Source organism: Geodermatophilus sabuli (genome assembly GCF_900215145.1).
In the GTDB taxonomy this organism is placed as follows: Bacteria; Actinomycetota; Actinomycetes; order Mycobacteriales; family Geodermatophilaceae; genus Geodermatophilus; species Geodermatophilus sabuli.
This window is the reverse complement of sequence record NZ_OBDO01000004.1, coordinates 287,099-308,823: the sequence shown is the minus strand read 5'-3', so window position 1 is coordinate 308,823 and position 21,725 is coordinate 287,099. Positions and strand designations below refer to the sequence as shown.

Annotated in this window: 20 protein-coding genes; 7 read left to right on the top strand and 13 right to left on the bottom strand. The window is 71.2% G+C overall.

The features are described 5' to 3' along the window. Window positions 1-87 precede the first annotated feature (87 nt). Window positions 88-402, top strand: coding sequence for a thiolase family protein (locus tag CRP39_RS27540; protein ID WP_245853800.1), 315 nt, complete (start codon window positions 88-90; stop codon window positions 400-402). Beyond that, complete coding sequence (locus CRP39_RS27535) at window positions 363-704, top strand: hypothetical protein (protein ID WP_245853811.1); 342 nt, start codon at window positions 363-365, stop codon at window positions 702-704. Before CRP39_RS27540 ends, CRP39_RS27535 begins: the two co-directional genes overlap by 40 nt. Here the strand turns inward: CRP39_RS27535 and CRP39_RS11795 are convergent. The 10 genes from CRP39_RS11795 to CRP39_RS11755 form a co-directional block, all read right to left on the bottom strand. Then, window positions 678-1,547 carry a helix-turn-helix transcriptional regulator gene (locus tag CRP39_RS11795; protein ID WP_143426623.1) on the bottom strand — a complete coding sequence of 290 codons (870 nt, stop codon included), beginning with the start codon at window positions 1,545-1,547 and terminating at the stop codon, window positions 678-680. The genes CRP39_RS27535 and CRP39_RS11795 overlap by 27 nt on opposite strands. Window positions 1,548-1,840: 293 nt before the next feature. Further along, window positions 1,841-4,123 carry a N,N-dimethylformamidase beta subunit family domain-containing protein gene (locus tag CRP39_RS11790; RefSeq protein WP_097206573.1) on the bottom strand — a complete coding sequence of 761 codons (2,283 nt, stop codon included), beginning with the start codon at window positions 4,121-4,123 and terminating at the stop codon, window positions 1,841-1,843. After that, entirely contained in the window at window positions 4,123-4,479 is a 357-nt protein-coding gene (locus CRP39_RS11785) for a N,N-dimethylformamidase alpha subunit family protein (protein ID WP_097206572.1), read from the bottom strand. The genes CRP39_RS11790 and CRP39_RS11785 overlap by 1 nt, the downstream gene beginning before the upstream one ends. A 303-nt stretch (window positions 4,480-4,782) precedes the next feature. Beyond that, complete coding sequence (locus tag CRP39_RS11780) at window positions 4,783-6,699, bottom strand: primary-amine oxidase (RefSeq protein ID WP_097206571.1); 1,917 nt, start codon at window positions 6,697-6,699, stop codon at window positions 4,783-4,785. A gap of 29 nt (window positions 6,700-6,728) precedes the next feature. Next, window positions 6,729-8,219 carry an APC family permease gene (locus CRP39_RS11775; protein ID WP_216359700.1) on the bottom strand — a complete coding sequence of 497 codons (1,491 nt, stop codon included), beginning with the start codon at window positions 8,217-8,219 and terminating at the stop codon, window positions 6,729-6,731. Continuing rightward, a complete protein-coding gene (locus tag CRP39_RS26375) occupies window positions 8,203-8,454 on the bottom strand; it encodes a hypothetical protein (protein ID WP_143426622.1) in 252 nt (83 codons plus the stop codon). The genes CRP39_RS11775 and CRP39_RS26375 overlap by 17 nt, the downstream gene beginning before the upstream one ends. 80 nt (window positions 8,455-8,534) lie before the next feature. Then, window positions 8,535-9,215, bottom strand: coding sequence for a hypothetical protein (locus CRP39_RS11770; RefSeq protein ID WP_143426621.1), 681 nt, complete (start codon window positions 9,213-9,215; stop codon window positions 8,535-8,537). Between the two features lie 161 nt (window positions 9,216-9,376). After that, window positions 9,377-10,048 carry an MBL fold metallo-hydrolase gene (locus tag CRP39_RS11765; RefSeq protein ID WP_172442403.1) on the bottom strand — a complete coding sequence of 224 codons (672 nt, stop codon included), beginning with the start codon at window positions 10,046-10,048 and terminating at the stop codon, window positions 9,377-9,379. A gap of 82 nt (window positions 10,049-10,130) precedes the next feature. Next, complete coding sequence (locus CRP39_RS11760; RefSeq protein WP_097206568.1) at window positions 10,131-10,823, bottom strand: winged helix-turn-helix transcriptional regulator; 693 nt, start codon at window positions 10,821-10,823, stop codon at window positions 10,131-10,133. Window positions 10,824-11,080: 257 nt separating this feature from the next. Beyond that, the gene (locus CRP39_RS11755; protein WP_097206567.1) at window positions 11,081-12,649 is read right to left on the bottom strand and encodes an MFS transporter; all 1,569 of its coding nucleotides are present in this window, start codon (window positions 12,647-12,649) and stop codon (window positions 11,081-11,083) included. A 976-nt stretch (window positions 12,650-13,625) separates the two neighbouring features. Here CRP39_RS11755 and CRP39_RS11750 point away from each other — a divergent pair. From CRP39_RS11750 to CRP39_RS11740, 3 genes are all read left to right on the top strand, one after another. Next, entirely contained in the window at window positions 13,626-13,823 is a 198-nt protein-coding gene (locus tag CRP39_RS11750; RefSeq protein ID WP_097206566.1) for a hypothetical protein, read from the top strand. Window positions 13,824-14,157: 334 nt separating this feature from the next. Further along, window positions 14,158-15,099, top strand: coding sequence for an NAD(P)H-binding protein (locus tag CRP39_RS11745; protein WP_097206565.1), 942 nt, complete (start codon window positions 14,158-14,160; stop codon window positions 15,097-15,099). Beyond that, window positions 15,072-15,851, top strand: coding sequence for a CPBP family intramembrane glutamic endopeptidase (locus tag CRP39_RS11740; RefSeq protein WP_097206564.1), 780 nt, complete (start codon window positions 15,072-15,074; stop codon window positions 15,849-15,851). The genes CRP39_RS11745 and CRP39_RS11740 overlap by 28 nt, the downstream gene beginning before the upstream one ends. A 63-nt stretch (window positions 15,852-15,914) precedes the next feature. Here the strand turns inward: CRP39_RS11740 and CRP39_RS11735 are convergent, their stop codons facing one another. Beyond that, a complete protein-coding gene (locus tag CRP39_RS11735; protein WP_097206563.1) occupies window positions 15,915-16,346 on the bottom strand; it encodes a hypothetical protein in 432 nt (143 codons plus the stop codon). Beyond that, a complete protein-coding gene (locus CRP39_RS11730; RefSeq protein WP_097206562.1) occupies window positions 16,343-16,591 on the bottom strand; it encodes a hypothetical protein in 249 nt (82 codons plus the stop codon). The genes CRP39_RS11735 and CRP39_RS11730 overlap by 4 nt, the downstream gene beginning before the upstream one ends. A gap of 731 nt (window positions 16,592-17,322) precedes the next feature. On the opposite strand from CRP39_RS11730, the gene CRP39_RS26800 reads away from it, so the two are divergent. Together CRP39_RS26800 and CRP39_RS11720 are read left to right on the top strand one after the other, a co-directional pair. After that, entirely contained in the window at window positions 17,323-17,595 is a 273-nt protein-coding gene (locus CRP39_RS26800) for a hypothetical protein (RefSeq protein WP_172442402.1), read from the top strand. 85 nt (window positions 17,596-17,680) lie between these two features. Then, entirely contained in the window at window positions 17,681-19,240 is a 1,560-nt protein-coding gene (locus CRP39_RS11720; protein ID WP_172442401.1) for a nitrilase-related carbon-nitrogen hydrolase, read from the top strand. On the opposite strand, the gene CRP39_RS11715 is transcribed toward CRP39_RS11720, so the two are convergent. After that, complete coding sequence (locus CRP39_RS11715) at window positions 19,190-21,460, bottom strand: winged helix-turn-helix domain-containing protein (RefSeq protein WP_097206560.1); 2,271 nt, start codon at window positions 21,458-21,460, stop codon at window positions 19,190-19,192. The two genes, CRP39_RS11720 and CRP39_RS11715, sit on opposite strands and share 51 nt — an antisense overlap. Between the last annotated feature and the right edge of the window lie 265 nt (window positions 21,461-21,725).

Here is a 21,725-nt window from a genome sequence, read left to right as displayed (position 1 = left end):
CACCAACACCGCGGATGAAGGACGCGCCTCTCTGATCGCTGCGCGTTCCGGCGGTGGTGTGACCACCATTGGGTCGCCCTGGGTCCCGTGTTCTTCCTGCTGGCGCGGACGTCCGAGGGCATCCGCACCGACACGACCGTCGAGACCCTGGCGAAGCTCAAGCTGGCCTTCGCCAAGGACGGCACGATCACCCCAGGGACGGCGTCGCAGATCTCCGACGGCGCCTGCGCGGTCGTGGTCATGAGCGCGGAGGAGGCCGACGAGCTGGGCCTCACGCCACTGGCGGAGATCGGCGCGCACGGCGTCGTCGCCGGCCCAGACGCCACGCTGCAGACCCAGGCGTCCCGGGCCATCCAGAAGGCCTGCGGGGTGAGGGCATTGCCCCCCAGGAACTGGACCTGATCGAGCTCAACGAGGCCTTCGCCGCCGTGGCCGTCGTCTCCACCCGCGAGCGCGGCATCGACCCGCAGCAGGTCAACCCCAACGGCGGCGCCATCGCCCTCGGCCACCCGATCGGGATGAGCGGCGCCCGGATCGTGCCCGACCTGGCCCTCGAGCTGCGCCGGCGCGGCGGCGGCGAGCGCAGCCGGCACGTCCCTGGGGGTCGGCGCCTCTTGTCCCGGTCGTCGTCCATCGGCCATGGGGTGAGCGCGCCTGCCGGCCGCTCGACGGCACCGTCAGGTCGGTCCCGGACAGCCCGGTAGCAGACGCAGGCCGTACTCGATCGCGATGCGTGCGGCGGCGGTGCGGCTCCGAACCCCGAGCTTCCCCAGCAGGTGCTCCACGTGGTGAGCGACGGTCCGTTCGCTGATCTCCAGCCGGCGGGCGATGGAGACGTTCAGCATCCCGTCGCTGACGAACGTCAAGATCTCCACTTCTCGAGCGGTCAGGCCGTACGAGGGAGGTGCCGGATGCTCGATCACCAGGCTGCCGCCTGGTACCGCGATCAGTTCGATCTGGAGACCCGCGGTCCCGCGCGGCATGTAGAACAGCGCCCGGCTGGTCGGCTGGCCGCGGGTGCGCCAGGCCATGACGCAGAGCACGACGTCGGACCGGTCATGGAGGAGCGCGGGAACAGCGCGTCCCGGGATGGGCACGATCCCGGCCCATGCCGTGACCACCGCCGCGCTGACCTCCGCGTCGACGTAGGACAGGACATCGCTCAGGCGCCGGGTGGCATCGGTGGTCACCGCCATGACCGAGACCACCGACCGCAGGGCCTGCAGGACGTCCAGGGTCGGTCGATCGGGATCGTCGCAGCTCAGGTGCAGATCGCCGGTGTAGCGCCCGTCGGTGGTCAACAGCCGCGCCGTCGCCCCTCCGGAGTAGCCGGCCGGCCGGAACACCCGGACGGCCGATGGGCTCTGCCCGTAGTCCCCGGGAACGTCTCGCCAGCCCAGCGCGCCGCCATCAGGACGCCGGACGAGTTGCTGGTATCCGACGTCGTCCTGCAGGAATGCAGGAGACCTGAGGAAGTCGAGCACCTCCAGCCGGTAGCCGGTCGAGGAGAGCACGGTGTGCTGGCCGGTGATCGGATTGAAGCTCATCACCGAGGCCGCCAGGACGGGCGTGTGATCACAGATCTGTTCGAGGAGGGCAGTAGCGGCCGACCGTGGTGAGGTGGACTCGATCACCGCGGAGGCGATGCGGAGTGCGAGGGGGAGCCTGGCGTCGTGCACTCGCAGCACCTCGGTGGTGGTGGAAGGACTGCCGGAGGGACAGTCTTCCCACCACCACTCGGCCTAGCAAGGACGCGGCGCGCTCACGTCAGGCACCTGGGGCCTCGCCTGCTCCCCGGCCGCGACATCGGGACCCGCCCCGCGCGACCTCGAGACAGGCCTCAAGCGTCCGACGGCAGGGGCTCCAGTGGCGTGGGGTCGAGAAAGCGGCGCAGGACGTTGCCGGTGATCCGTGAGATGTCGTTGTCGTAGCCGTTGTGCGCGAGGCTGCCCGACCAGGCGATGGATCCGGTGGAGAAGACCCCGCCCCCGTTCGCCGTCGTCATGTAGACGATGTCGGCGCGCACCTGGAAGTTGTCCGTTCCCCCCAGTCCGTCGAAGGGGAAGTAGATGTCCTCGGCCACCAGCGGGTAGTTGTCCGAGTGCCTGCCGGCGCTCGTGGCAAGCAGGAGGGCGTTCGGCGGAGTACCCAACGTGAGGTCGTACCGGTCGCACTCGTGACCGGCAGCGCCCCCGCCCACCAAGCCGTGGTCTCCGATGACGGTGGCCCCGGCGCAGCCCTCGACGATGAAAGCCCCGTGCGGGGAGGCGAAGTCGGCCAGGGTGTCGTAGGCGGAGGAGCGGTCCATGCCCTCGGTGGTGAAGCCGACACCGAAGAGCTTCTGCGGCGCTCGGCCGCGGTTGCGCCAGATCCCGCCGCGCTCCGGGGTGAAGGCCATGTGCAGTTCCCCCGGGCGGGCCTGCCATGCACGGCATCCCCCCTCACCCTTGCGGACCTCGACGAGGTGCGGCTTGTCCGGGTGGAAGCTGGTCACCCAGTAGAAGCCGTTGGCGCCCAGGTACATCCCGCGGCCGCCGGTGCCGAGATAGGTCTCCCACGCGTCGAGCATCCGTGCGGAGTAGTACTCCGGGTGTGTACCGGTGAGCACGACGGAGTACCGGGACAGCAGTTCCACGCCCTCGGCGTCGAGGTCCTCGTCGGTGGCCACGTCGAAGTCGAGGCCGACGCCGGTCAGCCAGTCGACCAGGTGCAGGTCGGCGGGGAACTGCCACAGGGAGCCGGTCGTGTGCCGGTGTCCCGGACGCATCGTCGTGATGGGCCGCAGCCGACTGGTGTGTGCCACGCCGCTGCCGTCGTTGTGGTGGTCGTACGTGGACAGGCCGTACTCGGGGTGTTCCAGGAGGTGCAGGTCCGCTGCTGCCATCACCGAGGTGTGCCCGAGGATCGACTGCGCGACGGGCACGTCGGGGACGATGTGGTCGTTCGCGTAGGCGAGGTAGCTGGCGGTGGGGAACAGCAGGAGGACCTTCTCGGTCGCCGTGCCGCGGGGCGGCAGCACCCAGAAGGGGATGTGGTCCACGGAGTCGCCCAGCCTCGTCCGCAAGGCGTAGACGCCGCTGTGCAGGTCGTCGGGGACCGTCAGGCGGACGTCGGTGGTCCAGCCGGCGTCCTCGAGCGCATCGTCGGTGAAGTGGATCGCCCCGTACTGCTCCGGGGCGTGCCGGTAGTTCTCCTCCTCCCCGCTCCAGTTCCACCCCGTCATGGCGCGGTAGGGGGCGTTGTGGCAGACGCCGTGCCAGCCGTTCGGCCCGATGTCCGAACAGCGGTCCGAGGGAACGCCGGCCGGGCCGATGTCTGCGCCGAAGTCGTAGCGGGCGAGGACGTCGATGGCGGGACGCTCGCCGCGAGCCAGTGCCTCACGCGCGGCGCCGTCGAGCGGACCGCCGAAGACGGCGGGCGAGTCGAGCTTGCCGTTCAGGTGTCCTCGGGTGACACCGCGCGCGGTGTCCCAACCGGCGGCGAGGACGGTCGGGACCTCGGGGCTGCCGGGTACGGGGGCACCGGTACCCGATGCGCCCGTCGGCGTCGCCAGGCCGATGGCCGGGCTCCACAGGCTGTTGGTCGCGGTGAGCGTCGGTACGGCGCCTACTTCTGTCGTGCCACCAGCCCAGCTGGCGGTGACGGAATACCAGATCCAGGGCAGCAGGGGGGCGTCAGCGGAGGTCTCGTGCACCACCGTCCCGTCCCCCAGCCGGAGGGTCAGCCTTCCGCCCACCAGCCCCAGCCACCAGCCGGTTCGAGTCGCCTCGTCCCATCGGGAGAGCAGCGTCTGGCCGTCCACCGCCGGGGTGGTTGGTTGCGCGTACACGTGAAGCGCTCCGGTTGCGCCGAGAGCGAGGCCTCCACCGTCCTGGACGAGGACAGCTGAGCCGGGGTGGATCTCCTGCTTTCGGCCCGGGTAGCGACCGTTGGCCGCTGTGTCGATCACCGTCTCGAGGAAGCCGGGACCGGCCGGGTTGGTGTCGCCGTTCCGCAGCCTCACGACCTCGGCCTGGAACTCCCCGGGCTCATCGCAGCTGATCTTGAACTCCACCGTCTCGCCGGGCGCGACCGAGAACCGGTCGGCGTAACCGGTGATCACAGGGCGCGGCACGTCGACCATCACGCAGCTCCCTCGACGGCCTTGCGCAAGTCGGCCACCCGCCGCAGGAAGACCGCGTGCATCGCCTCCTGCTCCGTGGCCCAGGGGCCGTCGTCGAGGACGGGCGGCGCCTCACCGTGCACCCCGGTCAGCGTGGCGATCCGGTACTCATGCCAGGGCCGCACGGCAACGATGACGTACTTGCCCGGCAGCGGGGCTCGGCGCATGTAACGCAGCACTCGCTGCAGCGCGTCGCTGTGCGGCCCGGCGGGGTTGGCCTCGTGCTCGGCGATGACCGCGTCGGTGACCAGGGCGGCCGTGCGCTTCCGAGCGCCCCTGTCGAACAGTTCATAGACCTCTGACTGCCTGTCTCGCATGGGTCCTCCTCGTGCGCTTGACAGAGGGAGCCAAGCGACGACCTGTGACCGCGGACAATGGGCAGATCCGCCCACTGGGCCAGGCCCGGCTCGACCGGACATGCGTCTGTCGCCGGGTGGAGGCGCGACGTCGCCCAGGTGCTGTGCACAGGGAGGGCAGGCCAACGTCATCCCGCCATGGCGAGCTAACCGAGCGCCGTGCTCGTCACCTGCACGAGTTGTACGACCGCCGAGGTCACGGCCGGCACCGCCGCGCTCGCCCCAGCCCGGGACGAACCCGGGCTGGGGTGAGGACCGCCGGTGTCACGAGTCGTGCGAGGAGCAGTGCGTAGACGTGGACTGGGGCACGCCAAGCGCCGGGTTGCGGTCGAAGAAGCCGACCGGCTTGAGGGTGAACCCGGTGTAGTCGGTGGGCATGACCGGCCAGTCCTCGGGCCGCGGGAAGTGGGTCAGCCCGAAGGTGTGCCACAGGACGACGTCGGTGTCCTCCAGCGGGGCGTCGTCGGCGACGAAGGTCGGCAGCCCGCCCTCGCCGGGGTGCTGGTTGACGAAGTCGCCGGCCGGATAGCGCTCGGCGGGGTCGTAGGCGGTGACCCACAGGCTCTTGGTGGAGAAGGTCGCCCGCTGGTGGATCGACGACTGGTCGTCGGCCAGCAGCACGGGGGAGTTCTGCGGGTGCAGCGCGTAGCCGACCGGCTGGCCGAGCCGGTTGGTCTTCGACGGGTTGACCACGTGCCAGACCCGTCCGACCGTGGCGTCCCCGAGCCGCTGTGCCTCGGACTCCCGCGTCAGCGGCGTCGACCGCTTCATGAACGCGTTGCCGTACGGATTGGCCTCACCCATGGGCATGCGGACGGCCTCCACCTCGTGCACGGTGTTGCCGGTGCCGTCGACGGCCATGTCCAGCCGCGCGGAGAACAGGTGCTGGTGGAACGGCGCACCCAGCCCCGGGGCGACCTCGGTGGCGTAGGGGTGGTCCTCGCCGCGGTAGGCAGAGGTGAACACGATGCCCGTCGCCTTGCTCTCCAGCTGGATGGTGCCGTCGGTGTAGAGGTACCAGTAGAAGCCGTAGTCGTAGTTGCCGACGGTGGTGAAGAAGCTGATCACCAGCCGGCGGGAGCGGCGGGTCTCGGCCATGCCGTTGAACAGGTCGGTGTGCTTCCAGCCGACGCCGTAGTCCTCCTCGTGGAGGCAGATGGCGTTGCGGATCACCCGCGGCGCGCCGTCCTCGTCAGCCAGGGTGCCGTCGAAGTAGTGGATCTCGCCGAGGCAGTCGCAGCCCAGCTCGAGAGGGTTGCTGTAGCGGGCGAAGAGGTACTCGCCGACGTCGAAGTAGTTCTGCCAGAACCGCACCGGGGAGGGGTCGGCGTAGGGCACGACCATCTCGGCGATCGAGGCGCGGTGCACCACCGAGCGGCCGTCGATGGACAGCTGGTGGAGGACCAGGCCCTCCCGGGCGTCGAAGCCGACCCGGAACTCCCACCCGGCCCAGCGGACGACGTCGTCGTCGACGGTGAAGCTGGGGCCCTCGGGCTGGGTGATCTCGATGGGCTTGAGGTCGCGCACCGGGTGCGGGTGGGTGGCCTGGTCGAGGTCGGCGCGCTCGGCGGGCACCGGCAGGTCGAAGTGGTCGTGCACCGCCGTGGTGACGCCGCGGGTGATGTCGACGTAGGCGACGACGCCGTCCACCGGGTGCGCCCACGGCAGGTCGGCCGGGTCGGCCTGGTGGAAGCCGAGCACCCGCACGACCCGGTCGCCGGTCTCGTCGGGGAAGTAGGAGCCGGCCGACAGCGGAACCGCACGCACGTTCGCGACGTCCAGGCCGCGCTTGGCCATGGCGGCGACCCAGCGCTCGTCGGCGGCGAGGATCGGCTCGATCGCCTCGAACTCGGCGTCGAGGATCGGGACCTGTCCGTCGGCGACCCCGTCGATCTCGTCGTCCCTGACCACCGCTGCACCGGTGATCGAGACGGTCAGGTCGCGGCCGTTGCCGGTGGCCCGGTCGAGCAGCAGCGCACGCACCCGCCGCTCGACCGGCTGACCGGGGGACCAGGCCAGGACGTCGCGCTTGTGCGGCTCCTCCAGGCCCATGTAGACGAACTTGCTGCTCTCCTTCACCAGGCCGGCGTCGCGCACGATCGTGCTCACGGCGGTGATCTCCTCGGCGGTGAGCCGGGACAGCGGGTGGCTGACGGTGGTGCTCGGTGCGGTGAGAGTCATCTCGTCCTCCGGTTCGTGCGGTGGGTGGGTCAGATCAGGGGAGCTTCGTCAGCGGGCGTGGCGCGGGTCAGGTTCTGCGCCGCCTGGGGGCGGGCCCGGGCCAGCAACCAGCCAGCGGCCAGCGCGACGGCCAGCAGCACACCGACGCCGACGCCGAGCGGGGTGGACCCGCCCATCAGCAGCGCCAGGTTCTTCACGAGCAGGACCAGGATGAGGGAGAGCCCGACCACCCCGAGGGCGGGCGCGATGACCGTCTGCCACGGACGCCGGTCGACGCCCGTGCGCCGGAAGAACACCAGCACCGCCAGGCAGGCGAGGGCCATGAGCAGGACGATGCCGACGCTCGCGATGCCGGCGAGCCAGGTGAAGATCTCCAGCACCGGGTCCAGCCCCGCGATCGCGCAGACCACCATCAGCACCGCGCCGACCACCGACGTCACCAGCGACGCCACGTGCGGTGAGGCGTGCCTGGGGTGGCTGCGTCCGCAGGCGACGTGCAGGACGCCGGTGTTGCCCAGCGAGAAGAAGTACCGAGCCAACACGTTGTGGAAGGACAGGATGGCGGCGAACAGGCTGGTGACGAAGAGCACGAGCATGATGTCCGCGGCCGCCGTCCCCACGAAGTCCGCGGCGGTCGTCACGACGATGCCGCCCGGGTCGGCGGCCGACTCCTCGACGATCCGGCTGTCGCCCCAGGCGCTGACGATCGCCCAGGCTGAGAGGGTGTAGAAGACGCCGATGATCAGCAGGGCGGCGTACGTGGCCCGGGGGATCGTGCGCTCGGGGTCGCGCGCCTCGTCCCGGAAGATCGCCGTCGCCTCGAAGCCGATGAAGCCGGCGATGGCGAACATCAGGCCGATGCCCGGGGCTCCGGAGAGGACGTCGCTCGGCGTCAGGAACGCCGTCGAGAGTCCTTCGGGTCCACCGCCCTGGCCGATCACGGCGGCGTCCAGGACCAGGACGATGGCGACCTCGGCGATCAGCAGGACGCCGAGCACCTTGCTCGACAGCTCGATGTGCCGGTAGCCGAGCACGCCGGTGACGACCAGCACGAGGAGGGTCCACACCCACCACGGCACCGTCGGCCCGCCGTACCCGGTGACCAGGTCGTCGATGAGGAACCCGATGTACCCGTACACCGCGCCCTGCACGGTGATGTAGCTGATCAGCGCGATCAGCGCGCTCCCCAGCCCCGCCCCGCGACCCAGGCCGGTGCCGACGTAGGAGTAGAAGGCGCCGGCGTTGGGGACGTGCCGGGTCATCGCGGTGAACCCCACCGCGAAGAACGCCAGCACGACGGCGGCCACGACGTACATCGCGGGGTATCCGGCGCCGTTGCCCGCGGCGATGCCGATCGGCACCGATCCCGCGATGACGGTCAGCGGTGCGGCTGCGGCGACCACCATGAAGACGATCGAGCCGGCACCCAACCGTCCCTCGAGCCGGTGTGACGGCGAGTGACCGCCGACGGGGGTGGCCGTCGGTGAGGAGGTCGGGGGCGGGTCAGAGATGGTGGCCAAGGTGACCTCCGGAGGAATGGCAGCTCGGGGCTGCCGAGGAGTCGGTCTTCGTCGGGTGCACCTGCTCGTCGGACAGGCGGGTGTCGAACACTCGGCTCTCCTCGAGTCGTGGACACGCCGTCGAGGCGCTGACCGGGTCGTGGACAGGTGTGATGCCGTTGGGCTGGTCGCGTGGAGCACGCAGAACCAGCGTCGGCATCCATGACGGCTCGCTCGGGTGCGCGACGGACTTCACGAGGTGTCTCCTTCGCTCCCCGGGGCACGAACTCGGCTGGTCGCTGGAGTCGTTCAGATGTCTTCCTGCTGCTGGGTGCCTCAGTCCACGGTGAGCCAGGCCCCGCCGACCGGGAAGCGTTGCGCGAAGACGCCAGGACCCCGGTCGGTGAACGGTTCCTCTCCATGGGGGATCGGAATGGGACGGGGCGCGTCTTCCGGAGCGTGACCCGCTGACAGATCGGTCATGGACGGAGCGACCTCTGCGAGATCCACCGTCGTGTCCATGAACGTGAACGGCGAGCTCTCGATCAAGGTGTAGCTCACCCGGGTGTTGAACACTCCTGCGCGAGCATCGAGCTGGAAGAACTCCTCGGCGCGGTAGGTGCCAATCAATTGGCCCCGGGTGAACGAGTCGCGATCCTCGAAGCTCCGAGACCCGTCGGGTGCGGGATCGAAGTAGATGCGAAGGCGTGTGCGTGCGGACGTCCGGGCGTACAGGTGTCCGACGAATTCGTCATCGCCCGTGTGGAAACTCTCCAGGCCGAAGCCGCTGCGCATCGCAACGAAATGGGCACTTCCAGGTCCTAGCCCGTGTTGCGCTGCGCAGTCTCTCTCGAACAGGGACACGTCGTCGCCGAAGATCGGACTGCCATGACTCATCATGCCGTAGATGACGAATCGGCCCTCGAAGCGGGCGCCGGTGACGTCATTGGGTGGATGCGCTTCAAGGAACCCGCGTCCGCCTATCTGCATGGCGAGTCGAGCATTGGGCGTGCTCACTGTGATCTCCGATCTCGCGGGGGGAGTGCCGGGTCGACGGCGGTGCTCTGACCTCGGACGAGGCGCTTGGTGATCAGCCGTAACGCCCCGTCGCCGAACGTGAGGATCTGTCAGCAAGTGCAGGAGGGAGTACCGATCCGCTGGTCGGATGACATCAGGCCTCAGTGGGCCACTTTGTGAATTCCCTGCCGCCACCGGTCGAGGCCGCGGACGGGATGACCGTGCGTGGAGATGATCAGTTCGGGTTCGAGTTCGGTGAGTCGCTTGCGCGAGGCCACGGCCTCGGCCGGGTTGTGGTGCAGCTTGGCGGGCAGGTGCAGCCACCGAGGACTCGTGGGGTCTGGGGAGAGGTTGATCGGCCCGTCACCGACGATCAAGGTCCGGTCGGCCGCCCGCCAGAAGGCGAGGAGGCCGGGGCTGTGCCCGGGCTGGGCGATGGCTTCGAAGCCGGCGACGGTGTCGCCCCGTTTGAGCCGCCGGTCGACGTGTCGGCGAGCGCGACCGAGTGGGGCGATCCAGTACTTGCCGCCGGCGCCCGCGTGCCAGGCGATGTCGCCGTGCTCGAAGTCGTCGGCCTCGATCTCGCTCATGGCCAGTGGAGCCCCGGTGTGTTCGCAGAGCCATGCGGTGGCTCCCACGTGGTCGCCGTGGGCGTGGGTGACGACATGCTCGGACACATCTCGCCCGCGCAGGAAGTGGGCCAGGCGTTTCCGCGACCAGGGAAAGCCGGCGTCGACGACGACGTCGCCCTCGGGCCCCTCGATCACCACCGTGTTGAAGACGCTGCGGGGGAACAGAGCGCCGACGTGGATCCCGTCGGCGACCTTGCGCAACTCAGGCGGCATGACCAGAGCGTGGCACGGGTCACAGCCAGCAGGTGGTACAGACTTTGTACCACCAAGGGAGGGGGCTGACTCAGGCGTCGGGGGAGTGGACTTCGGAGACGCGGCCGGCGAAGGCGCTGAGCGTGAACCAGCCAGGGAAATCGGCCAACAGTTTCGCGTCGCCGGTCAGCACGAGGTCGTTGGTGGCGAGGGCCTGTCGCCAGGTGCGATGTCCGTACCACAATTCGTGCCAGACTCTCGAGCTGGCGCGAGCATGGACATCCACGGCGAACATGGGATGCCGGATGCAGGCGGAGGAATCTTCACCACACAGGACCAGCCATCCCAGCACCGGTTGCGGTTGCTGGTCGAAGGTGACTTCCACGGTGACGCGACGGGCGGGCAGGTTCTCCCGGGCGAGTCCGGATTGCATGCGCCACAAGAGCAGATGCGGGTCGAGCTGATCATCGGTAGGTCTCGGAAAGCTCCAGCGAACGCTCCATGCCCCGAGTTCCATCACCAGGCCGCGGAGATCCGCGCCCTTGTCGGTGAGTTCGTAGCCCTGCCTGCCGGATCCGTCCGCGGCTGCGGTGACAACAAGTCCTGCCTGCTGCAACGTGTGCAAGCGGTGGCTCAGCAGGGTGCGTGACAGTCCTGGCAGACCGCGGTGGATGTCGTTGAACCCGCGAGCGCCAGCGAGCATCTCGCGCAGGATGAGTATGTTCCATCGCTCACAGACCACCGAGGCTGCCATGGAGACGGGGCAGTACTCGGCGACACCCACGCTGGCGATCGTATGCTGCGCGACGACCGGCGGGCTGGCCCGTGCGCGGCTCTACTGCATCGAATTCTGCCGCGTGCGGCGTCTGCCGTCTGCGACGGTCGACGCGCGTGATGTCCGGGTGGACGTCACCGGGTCGGAGGCCACCCAGAACTGTCGACGGCGCCCGTTGACGGACCCCTCGCGACCGACAAGCTGAAGAGGAGTGGTGGGTATCGGGTGCGTGAGGAAGCTGCGCACGCTCCTACGGTCGGTTGCTGTCAGCGCCGGTTCCCGCTGGCGGTTGTGAACTGTTCACCAGCCAGTCGACTCCGCCGTCGCGGACGGGTCTCGTCTGCGACGTCTGCCGGGTCGGCGGCGCGCTGGGTGCCCCGGGTGGCCACGGTCGCGGCGACGAGGATGGCGGCGGCCAGCAGCAGGCCGGCTCCGGTGAGGAAGCCGGTGGTGTAGCCCTGCGCCAGCGCCTCGCCGGCCCGGGCCACGGCGCCGGGATCGTCGACAGCCAGGCCCTGCTGCAGCACCTGGGCGGCACCGGGCCGCTGCTCGTCGGCTGCGGTGGTGGAGACGGTGGTCAGCACGGCCAGGCCGAGCGCGGCGCCGATCTGCTGGGCCGTGTTGACCAGCGCGGAGGCGACGCCGGCCCGGTCCTCGGCGACGCGGTGCACGGCGGTCAGGGTCAGTGGCACGAACGCCAGGCCGAGGCCGAACGAGGTGAGGAACAGCGCCGGCATGATGTGCGCGACGTAGGAGGAGTCCACGGTCAGCGTGGACAGCCAGAGCATGCCGCCCGCCGCGAGCAGCAAACCGGGCGCGGCCACGACCCGCGGTGTGAGGCGCTCGACCAGCTTGGAGCTGATGCCCGAGGCCAGGATGATGCCGGCGGCGAACGGCAGCGACGCCACCCCGGTCTCCAGGGCCCCGAACTGCAGCACCTGCTGCAGGAACAGCGCCAGCAGGTAGAACGAGCCCATCAGGCCGGCGCCGATGAACAGGATGGTGGCGTAGGAGCCGGCCCGGTTGCGGTCGGCGAACAGGCCCAGCGGCAGCAGCGGCTCGGCCGTGCGTGCCTGCAGCGCCAGGAACACGGTCAGCAGCAGCACGGCGGCGGCGAACGCGGCCAGGGTGAAGGGGTCGGTCCAGCCGTGCTCGCCGGCGCGGGTGATGCCGTAGACCAGGGCGACCATCGCGCCGGTGCCGGTCACCGCGCCCGGGGTGTCCAGCCGGCCGCGGCCGCGGCCGCCCTCGGCGAGGACGGCGGTGCCGGCGAGGACGGCCAGGCCGATGGGGATGTTGATGAAGAAGACCCAGCGCCAGTCGAGCAGGCCGGTGAGCGCCCCGCCGAGCAGCACGCCGGCGACGATGCCGACGGCGGACATGGCGCCGTAGGCGGCCATCGCGGAGTTGCGCGGCTTGCCCGTCGGGAAGGTGGTGGCGATCAGCGCGAGAGCGTTCGGGGCGGCCAGCGCCGCGCCGAGTCCCTGCAGGGCGCGGGCGGCGATCAGGAGGCCGGTGTTGGGCGCCAGGCCGCCGAGCAGCGACGCGGCCACGAAGACGGCCAGCCCGGTCCGCAGCACTCGCCGCCGGCCGAACAGGTCACCGAGCCGGCCACCGAACAGCAGCAGCGCCCCGAAGACGAGGACGTAGGCGTTGATCACCCACGGCAGGCTCGCCGCGGAGACGTCCAGGTCGGCCTGGATGCTCGGCAGGGCGATGTTGGCGATGCTGTCGTCGAGGACCAGCATCAGCTGGGCAGTGGCGATCACCAGCAGGGACAGGCCCAGCCGACGACCCGCGGAGGCCTGCGACTGGTCGGGCGAGGCGGCTGACATGCGAGAACTCCTGGTGCTTGTGATGACGATGGGCTAGTACCCCATCGGGGTACTGGGCACCAGTAAGTGATACCCCACGGGGGTACCTTGTGCAAGCGGCGGTGGTCGATGTCACTGGGAAATCTCGCCGGCCACACATGCCGTTTGGGACGCCGGATTCGGCCGCAGATACACCTCGCCGCAGGTCGGCCACCCGGTTCTTCAGCGCGGTCATGACCGGATCCAGGGGATCCGCTCGGCGATCACCGTCGACGGGATCGTCGAAACGCCCGCAGTAGCGCCCGGATCCGCGGCTCGACCTCATCGATGACCGACGCCCGCACGACACGCTGACACCTCGGCGGCTCGGCGCAGCGCGGGTTGGATGGCGGCCATGGCGCGGCCCGCGGGTGGTCGCAGCGGCTGTTGCCATCGCATGCAACCTCCAACAGCTGATTCGCGCGCTCTTCGCCGCGGCCGCCCATCCGCGCGCCTGCGCTACACGGGCGGCGACCCCGATGCGGCATGGCTTCGGGGTGCCTGCACGTCAGTGCGGGGGGCAAGCGACGGAGGCGCCGAGATGTCAGAGCTGGCCTACTGCGCCGACAGGGAGTGTCGCCCGGAGCAGACGAGGTGATCGAGGCCTACCGCGCCGCCGCCAACTGACATCAGGAGAGGCCGGACTCCTGATGCGTTCCTGTGGGCCGGGAGGGGCGGGTGACCGCGAGAGTCCGCGGCGAAGTCGAGCGGATGACACGCTCGAGCGCGTGGGGGCACTACAGCAACCGGTACAGCAACGCGGTCTGGACGGCGACGGATCTGACTGGATGGCGCGTATCGAAAGGCCAGGACAGGCGCCGGACGGCGTCGATCGACCAGATGCCGAAGGGGGCCTGGACACCCGGGGTGGTGAATCGCCCAGGCGGAGCACAGGCGGCGACAGGCACCGAAGCGAAGCCGATGCATCCGCGCCCACCGGCGGAGACGAAGACCGGCCATGAGCGTGATGACTACGGACGGCGCCCCGGACGTCCTCCTCGTGGAGTTCGAGTTGGCCCGCCTGGACCTGGCGGCCGCCACCGCGGCCCTGCGCCACAAGGACACGCCTACCGCGCGCGGGGAGGTCGCGAACTGCCGGGCGCGGATCGACAGGATCCTCGACTCCTGGAACGCCGGCGTCCGAGTCCCTCTGTGACTCGGCCGTCGTCATCTCCGACTCGGACGGCTCCACTGAGGACTCGTGGCGAGCCGTCGGCGCTCACGGCGGTCGCCAGATCGCGTCCGGGCGTCGGCCTCTCTGGCGTCGTCACCGGTCGCTGGTATCCGGATCGGCCACCTGTTGCCAACGCGGTGACGGGAGCCGCACGACGCTGCTGGAGGCGGCGCACGGCGGGGGACCGGCAACCCAGCCAGTGCCTCGTGGACTCCGCACACGCCTCGACTGGCGTGAATGGATTCACGGCTGACATGGGTCCGCCGCCGGCGCCGGACGATTCGCGCCGACCGCTCACCCGGGTCACCCTGCGCCGGTGAGGATCCTGGTCACTGGCGCGTCGGGGTTCGTGGGCAGCCGGCTGGTCGCCGCGCTCGACGGGGAAGGCCACGAGGTCCGCGCGATGACCCGACGCCCCGAGCGCTACGAGGGGGCCGGCCACCCGGTCGCCGGAGACGTCGGGGAGGAGGGATCGCTGCGGGAGGCACTCGAAGGCTGCGAGGTCGCCTACTACCTGGTGCACTCCCTCGACGACCCGGACTTCGAGCGCAAGGACGCCGAGGCGGCGCGCACCTTCGCCCGGGCCGCGGCCGCGGCCGGGGTCGACCGGATCATCTACCTCGGCGGCCTGGGCCAGGACAGTGACCAGCTGTCCCGGCACCTTCGCAGCCGCCGTGAGGTCGAGCGGCTCCTGGGCGGCACCGGCGTTCCGGTGACGGTGCTGCGCGCGGGCATCGTCGTCGGCCACGGCGGGGTGTCCTGGGAGCTCACCCGCCAGCTCGTGGCGCACCTGCCCGCCATGGTCACCCCCCGGTGGGTGAGCACGCGGACGCAGCCGATCGCGGTCGCCGACGTCGTCCGGTATCTGGTCGGGGTCCTCGACGCACCGGAGGCCGCCGGGCGGGTGTTCGAGGTGGGTGGCCCCGATGTGCTCACCTACCTGCAGATGATGATCCGGGTCGCCGAGATCCAGAACCGGCACCTGTTCGTCGTCCCCGTGCCGCTGCTCAGCCCGCAGCTGTCCTCGCGCTGGCTGGCCCTGGTCACCGACGTCGACGTGGCCACCGGCCGCTCGCTCATCGACTCCATGACCAACGAGGTGGTCGTCACCGACGACGCCATCCGCTCGGTAGTGCCCTTCGAGCCGATGGACTACGACGAGATGGTGATGACCGCGCTGGTCGAACGGGCACGAGAACGCCGACGGCAGGCGGGGGAGCGGCGCAGCGGATGGCTGAGCCGCGGAGCGCGGCGTTGACCGGGCTCGCTGCCGTGCGGGCCCGGGTCCGGCGGGTGGCCGGGCCACTGCTGCGGAGCGTGCCGCGGGACCACTGGGAGAGCGACGAGGCCTTCCGGCGCCGCCGGCGGGTCACCGGCGCCACCGCGGTCACCGGCGCCTCGCTGCTGGGGGTGTCGCTGTCGACGCCGCCGGGTTCACCCCGGTTCTACTGGCTGACCCTCGGGGTCGCCGGCACCTGGGTGGTCGGTGGGCTGGCATCCGGTCCGCTGCACCTGGGACGGATGTTCGGGCCCGGGGAGCAGCTGCGCCGCCCGGTGCTCACGCCGGTCGTCTCGGGGGTCGGCGCCTTCGGGGCCTTCTACGCCGCGGCGCTGGTCGCCCGCCGGATCCCGGTCCTGGAACGGGCGATCGGGTCGGTGCTCCGCTACGCCGACCAGGGGACGACGCCGCTGGTCCTCACCACCACGTTGGCCAACGGCGTCGCGGAAGAGGTGTTCTTCCGCGGCTCGGTCTACGCGGCGGCGGGCGCGACCCGGCCGGTGCTCGCCTCGACCGCGGTCTACGGGCTGGCCACCACCGCCACCCGCAACCCGGCGCTGGTGCTGGCGAGCGTTCCGATGGGTCTGCTCTTCGCGCAGCAGCGCCGGGTCACCGGGGGGATCCAGGCGCCCATGCTCACGCACCTGGTGTGGTCGGCCCTGATGCTCCGCTACCTGCCGCCACTGTTCGCCCGCCGACTCGCAGAGGAGCGGTCGTCGTCACCGCGGTGAGGGAGGACGCCGGCCGGTGACGGGCCCGTCAGGCGCGGCCGGTTCGATGACCGGCCGCGCCTGTCAGCGGCGTCGGCGGGCGAGGACGGTCGCCAGCACCACCGCTACGGCGCCCGCGGCGAGCGGCCGGCGGCCGCGGCCGACGGCGATCACCACCACGGCCGCGCGGGGCCGTACCCGCCGGGTGCCCAGCAGCAGTCCCCCGGCCGGCGAGTCGACGCCGGCACCGGCGACGGCCACCGGGCGCGTGGGGGACTCCAGGTGCGCCGTGAACCCGGAGGCGGCCAGGGCCTCGGCCAGCCCGCCCAGATCCCGGCGGCCGGGCGCCACCCCGCTCCGTGCGGTCGCCGCCTCTCGGACCCGCATCACGAAGGCGCCGACGTCCTCGGCGACGATCCGCACGTCCGCGCCGTCGGCGTGCACCTGCACGCCCGCCCCGTCCACCTCCAGCGACAGCTCACCGGACAGGTGCACCGGGCCGCGTGGGTCCGTCATCCCCGGCTGGCGTTCTCGGCGGTCGTGATGCGCAGGGTGCCGTTGAGCCGCCAGACGGCGCGGGGGGCATCCGGCCCGGTCTCGCGAGGCACCTCGACGACCATGTCGACGAACTCGTAGTTGATTGCGGCGCCCTTGCCGGTCAGGTAGGCCCACATCTCCTTGCCGAGGTCGGCGAAGCTGGTCTTCTCGTGGCTCTTGATGTCCCGCAAGCCGGTTGCGGCGTCGGTGCTGGTCATGCTCATGGTGCGATCTCCTTGCGCGTCATGGTGGCCGCCGGCGTTCCGACGATCTCTTCCGTGGGTTGCTGATGACCTCTCTTCCGGACGACCGGCGCCCAGGGATGCGGACAGTTGGTCGTTCCTTCCGCTGGTGCTTCGACAGCGGGCGCCACTGTCGCGCCGCGGACAGGGTGGACGGCATGGCTTGCTCCGCTCTTCACGCCGTGGCCGGGGCGAATGGGTGGGTGGGCGCCGCGGGTGGCGATGGGCGCTCCTCGAGCGGATGGAGCAGGAGCGCGCCGTCGTCCGCCGCGGCGGCAGCGCGCATGCCCCCGAGGATTCACCGAGCACGGACGTGGCCGACGACGGTGCCCCCCTGTCCGAGGGCAGCGGCGACTACCCCGACACCGGGAACGCCACCGACGCCGCGCCGGCGCAGGTCGGTGGGCTCACGACCGTTCTGGTCCGCCCGAGTGCTCGGGGCGATGAAGTCACGCCCGGTACGACTTCTACGCCTACAGCGTGCCGCTCCGGGTCGGGCGAGGAGTTGCTCACCGCAGCCCTGGCGTGGGACCAGGACGACACGCCGTCCCCCGAGCGGTCGGCGTCCGACACCAGCCAGGTCGGGCAGGACTGGCCCATGAACGATGACAGGGCGCCCACGACGTGGGCGCCCTGCCAGAGACGGGTGATCCCCGCCCACCCGGGGTGGTTCTGCGATCAGGGTGGTGTGCACAGCGGGCTGCGGCGGCACGGTGGTCGAGAAGCAGGAGGCCACCGTGGGATCGACGTACTGCCTGATCGTCACCGACCCGATGCCGTCGGGAGTCATCGGGATGGTGCGGGACCGATTCGACGGCGCCCGCGTCTCCGCCGTGCCGGCCGGAATGGTGATCGAGTGTTCGATTCCCGACCAGGCCGCGCTGAGGGCGCTCCTGAACCAGGTGTGGGACGTGGGCGGCGCGGTCGTCCTCGTCGCCGTGATGCCCAGCAGCGAGAGGAGTCGACATGGCCACGATCAGCGGTGATCCCGTTGCGACGTCCGCCGGCGCGGCGGTGCGGGGCCGCCCTTCGCGGGTGCGCCGACCGTACCCGGGGGGCCGGTCACCATGGGTGTGGCTGCTCCTAGGCACGCTGCTGCTGCCCTTTGCGAACCTCCAGACCCTGATCCCCCTCACGGCCTGGGTGGCGCCGGTGTTCCTCATGCGCTTCTCGCGCAGCCAACGGCCCCTGACCGGGCTCCTCGTGCTGACGGTGGCCATGTCGCTGGCACTACTGGCGGGGCTCCGGAACGGGTTCTTCCCCGTGGAGGACGGGGTCGGCTACTACCTCTTCGTCGCCATGCTCGGTCTGGGGGGTGCGCTGCCCTTCGCGGTCGACCGCCTCCTGGCCCCGAGGCTGACCGGCCTGCCGCGCACGCTCGTCTTCCCGGCCGCCGTGACGACCGCGGACTTCATCGGCACGATCAGCAGCGCCTACGGCGCCGCCGGCAGCACTGCGTACTCCCAGTACGCCGGCCTCCCACTTCTGCAATTGGCGTCCGTCACCGGAATCTGGGGTTTGACGTTCCTGGTCAGTTGGCTGGCGCCGGTCGTGAACGAGCTCTGGGAGCGTGGGCTGGAGGGCTCCCGGCACCGGTCCCCGTCCGTGGTCTTCGCCGCGACGCTCGCGGCGGCTCTGGTCTTCGGCGGCGCGCAATTGGCGTTCGCCACGCCGGCGGCCGACACGGTCCGCGTGGCCGCCCTCGCCCCCGACCGGCAGCTGTCCGACCTGGCCTACTCGGCCCCGCCACTGACCCCGGGTGATCCCGCCGAGCGTGCCGCAGTCCGGGACGAGTACTTCCGACCGGTGCTCGACGAGCTGTTCGAGCGCTCCGAGCGCGAGGCGGAGGCCGGCGCGGAGATCATCGCGTGGTCGGAGGCGGCGGCGCTCACGCTCGAGGAGGAGCAGTCCGCCGTCGTGGCACGCGCGGCCGACCTGGCCCGGGAGCACGGCGTCTACCTGCAGGTCTCGATGATGGTGCAGCTGGCCGACGCCGGGGACGGATCGGATGGCGCAGCGGTGAACGAGAACCACGCCGTCCTGATGGACCCGCGTGGCACGGTCGTGTGGGACTACCTGAAATCCAAGCCGGTCCCCGGCGACGGGCACGACCCCGGCCCGGGGATCGTGCCGACCGTCGACACGCCCTACGGCCGGCTCGCCACGATCATCTGCCAGGACGACTTCTTCCCCGGCCTGGTCCGCCAGGCAGGGCGGGCCGGGGTCGACATCTTGCTCGTGCCGTCCAGCGACTGGCGGAGCATCTCGGCGTGGCACGCCCAGCAGGCACCGTTCCGTGCCGTCGAGAACGGCGTGGCGCTGGTCCGCCCCACGCGGCAGGGGATCTCGTTGGCCACGGACGCGCAGGGCCGCCTGCTCGGTCACAAGGCCGACTACTTCACCGCTGCCGACCAGACCCTCGTGGTGTCCGTGCCGACGCAGGGCACGGGCACCTGGTACGCCCGCATGGGCGACACCGTCGCCTTCGCCAGCGCCGTCGGCCTGCTCGTCCTGACGAGGGCGGCCTGGAACTCGCGGAGCCGGCGCCGGGACGGTGGTGCGGCTCCCGCAGCGACCGGCTCAGACCAGGCCGAGCGCCCTGCCCCGCTCGACGGCGTCGCGACGCGATGAGGCGCCGAGCTTGCGGTACAGGCTCTTGGTGTAGCCCTTCACGGTGTTCACCGACAGGAACAGCGCGGCGCTGACCTCCCGCTGGGTGGCCGGGCCGGAGAACGCCTGCAGCACCGACAGCTCCCGGTCGGTGAGCTCCTCGTGGAGGCGGCCAAGGCGCCGTGCGGCCCGCACGGCGCCCCGGCCGAGTCGCGTCTCGACCGCCTGCAGCTCCGCCGCCGCTAGCCGGCGGATCGGTGCTGCGTCCGCAACCTCGCGGGCACGGGTGGCCGCCTCGCGGGCGGCCTGGCGGTCGCCGGCGGCGAGTTGCACCTCGGCCAGGCTGCTCAGCGCCCGCACCAGTTCGACGTCCCGCCCCCAGACCTCGGCGAGCTCGACCGCGCGGCGCAGGCGGCGGCGAGCGAAGACCAGGTCCCCATCGGATCGCGCGAGGCGGCCCTCCACCAGCCTGAGCCAGGCGACCGACGCAGCGGCGGCCTCGCCCCACGCGTGCTCCACGGCGTCGGCGGGAGCCGCCACCTCGGCACAGACCTCCCGCGCTGCCTCGGCGGCACCCACCTGAAGCAGGTTCAGGGCCAGCAGCCCCGCGGTCTGCAGCAGTGCGGGTGTCGGAAGCAGCGCGCGCGCGGGGTGCTGCCAGGCTTCGTTGAGAAGCGCGACCGCGTCCCCGTACCGTTCGGCGCGCATGTGCGCGCTCGCCAGCGCGGCGCGCGCGAGGACGTAACCGGGAAGCGCGGGATCGGTCTCGAGATGCACGGCGCGGCCGCCCTCGACGAGGTCGGCGGCGGACCGGTCGCCCTCCTCGTGTCCGTAGGCGGCGCGCATCGTCAGCAGGCAGGCGCGGGCGCTGAGCCATCCGTCGATGGACGGGGTCCGGTCCTCGACCAGGAGATCGGCGGCGTCGCACCAGTGGCGCGCGCGGTCGAACCGGCCGCTGAGCACCGCGGCGTACGCCAGCATCACGAACACCTCGGCGTCGGCCGCCCCTCCGCTCGAGACCGCTTCCTCACCGAGCTGCAGGTAGACGGCAGCGGCACCGGACTCGAAGAACCACGCCTGAGACGTCCTCAGCAGGTCCATCGCGCCGTCGACGTCCCCGGCGGCGATCAGCAGCCGGGCGGCCTCGTCCATCCGGTCCTCTGCCGCGTACCAGTCGGCGGCCCGCCCCAGCAGCGAGGGCACGGCGTCGGGATGGGTGGTCTCCAGCTCCCGTCGCAGCACATCACGAAGGAGGCTGTGGCACCGGTACCACCGTCGACCCGGATCGAGCGCCGCCACGAACAGGTTCACGTCCTCGACGTGCCGCAGGATCTCGGCCGACCCGCTGCGCCCGAGGACGGCGTCGCAGAGGGATCCGGACAGGCGGTCCAGGACCGACGTCCGGACGAGAAGGTCTCTCTCCACCGGCTCCAAGGCGTCCAGGACCTCGGTCGCGAGGTAGTCCAGGATGTGGCGGTCGTCGCCGCGAAGTCGGGAGACCGCGGCCTCGGGCTGGTCGGAGCCGCGGACGGACAGCGCGGCCAGCTGCAGCCCGACCGCCCAGCCCTCGGTGCGTTCCCAGAGCTGCGTCGACGAGGACGGTGGCAACCGGACTCCGCCGACGGCGGCGACCAGTGCGGTCGACTCCTCCAGGGTGAACCGCAGGTCGGCCGCCCGGAGCTCGGTCAGCTGGCCGCGAGCCCGCAGCCTGGCCAGTGGCAGTGCCGGGTCGGCTCGTGCGGCCATCACCACGCGCAGGGACTCTGGCAGGTACGTGACCAGGAACTCGAGCGCCTCCCAGACCCGGCGGTCGTGCAGGACGTGGACGTCGTCCAGGACCAGCACGTACCGGCCGCTGGTCGCGGCCAGGTCGTTGATCAGCAGCGGCAGTGCGACGGCGACCGGCTCCACCGCCGGTGCGGACAGCGCCGCGAGCGCTCTCTTGCCGACTTGGGGGTCGACTCCGCGGAGCGCCGTGAGCACGTAGGTCCAGAACCGGACCGGCTCGTCGTCCGACGCGTCGAGCGACACCCACGCGGTTCGCGGCCGTTGCTCGGGCTCCCTCGCCCAGAGGGCCAGCACCGTCGTCTTGCCCCAGCCGGCGGGAGCCACCACCACGCACAGTCGTGCGTCCTGGGCGGCGCGGAGCCGGTCATACAACCGCTGCCGGACCACTGCCCCGGGTCGGGCAGGTGGGACCACGTGCTTCACGGACAGCAGCGGGGAGCTCGGTGGTCCCATCACGACGGCCTCCTGAAACCGGCGTCGATGCTTCCAGAACCCGTGCGCACCGGAGGGGTCTCGATCGCGGTGCCGCGGGGCGACGTCGGATCGGGACTCGCCGGTACCAGCGAGGCGCCGTGCACGGCGGAGCTGTCCTGCGGTCCGGGGGAGAAGGTGGGATCGAAGCCATGGCGGAGGCCGCTCGGGAAGCTGGCGGGCGGCGGTGTCGCCGGATTCCTCGTCGGCACCAGCGCGGCAGCCGGGAAGCGCCTGGCTGCCGTCG

What these genes read in the sequence shown, in the direction of transcription:
- CRP39_RS11795 (WP_143426623.1), bottom strand. Translation starts at nt 1,547, where the DNA reads ATGAGCTTCAATCCGATCACCGGCCAGCACACCGTGCTCTCCTCGACC.
- CRP39_RS11790 (WP_097206573.1), bottom strand. Translation starts at nt 4,123, where the DNA reads ATGGTCGACGTGCCGCGCCCTGTGATCACCGGTTACGCCGACCGGTTC.
- CRP39_RS11785 (WP_097206572.1), bottom strand. Translation starts at nt 4,479, where the DNA reads ATGCGAGACAGGCAGTCAGAGGTCTATGAACTGTTCGACAGGGGCGCT.
- CRP39_RS11780 (WP_097206571.1), bottom strand. Translation starts at nt 6,699, where the DNA reads ATGACTCTCACCGCACCGAGCACCACCGTCAGCCACCCGCTGTCCCGG.
- CRP39_RS11755 (WP_097206567.1), bottom strand. Translation starts at nt 12,649, where the DNA reads ATGTCAGCCGCCTCGCCCGACCAGTCGCAGGCCTCCGCGGGTCGTCGG.
- CRP39_RS11750 (WP_097206566.1), top strand. Translation starts at nt 13,626, where the DNA reads ATGAGCGTGATGACTACGGACGGCGCCCCGGACGTCCTCCTCGTGGAG.
- CRP39_RS11740 (WP_097206564.1), top strand. Translation starts at nt 15,072, where the DNA reads ATGGCTGAGCCGCGGAGCGCGGCGTTGACCGGGCTCGCTGCCGTGCGG.
- CRP39_RS11735 (WP_097206563.1), bottom strand. Translation starts at nt 16,346, where the DNA reads ATGACGGACCCACGCGGCCCGGTGCACCTGTCCGGTGAGCTGTCGCTG.
- CRP39_RS11730 (WP_097206562.1), bottom strand. Translation starts at nt 16,591, where the DNA reads ATGAGCATGACCAGCACCGACGCCGCAACCGGCTTGCGGGACATCAAG.
- CRP39_RS11715 (WP_097206560.1), bottom strand. Translation starts at nt 21,460, where the DNA reads ATGGGACCACCGAGCTCCCCGCTGCTGTCCGTGAAGCACGTGGTCCCA.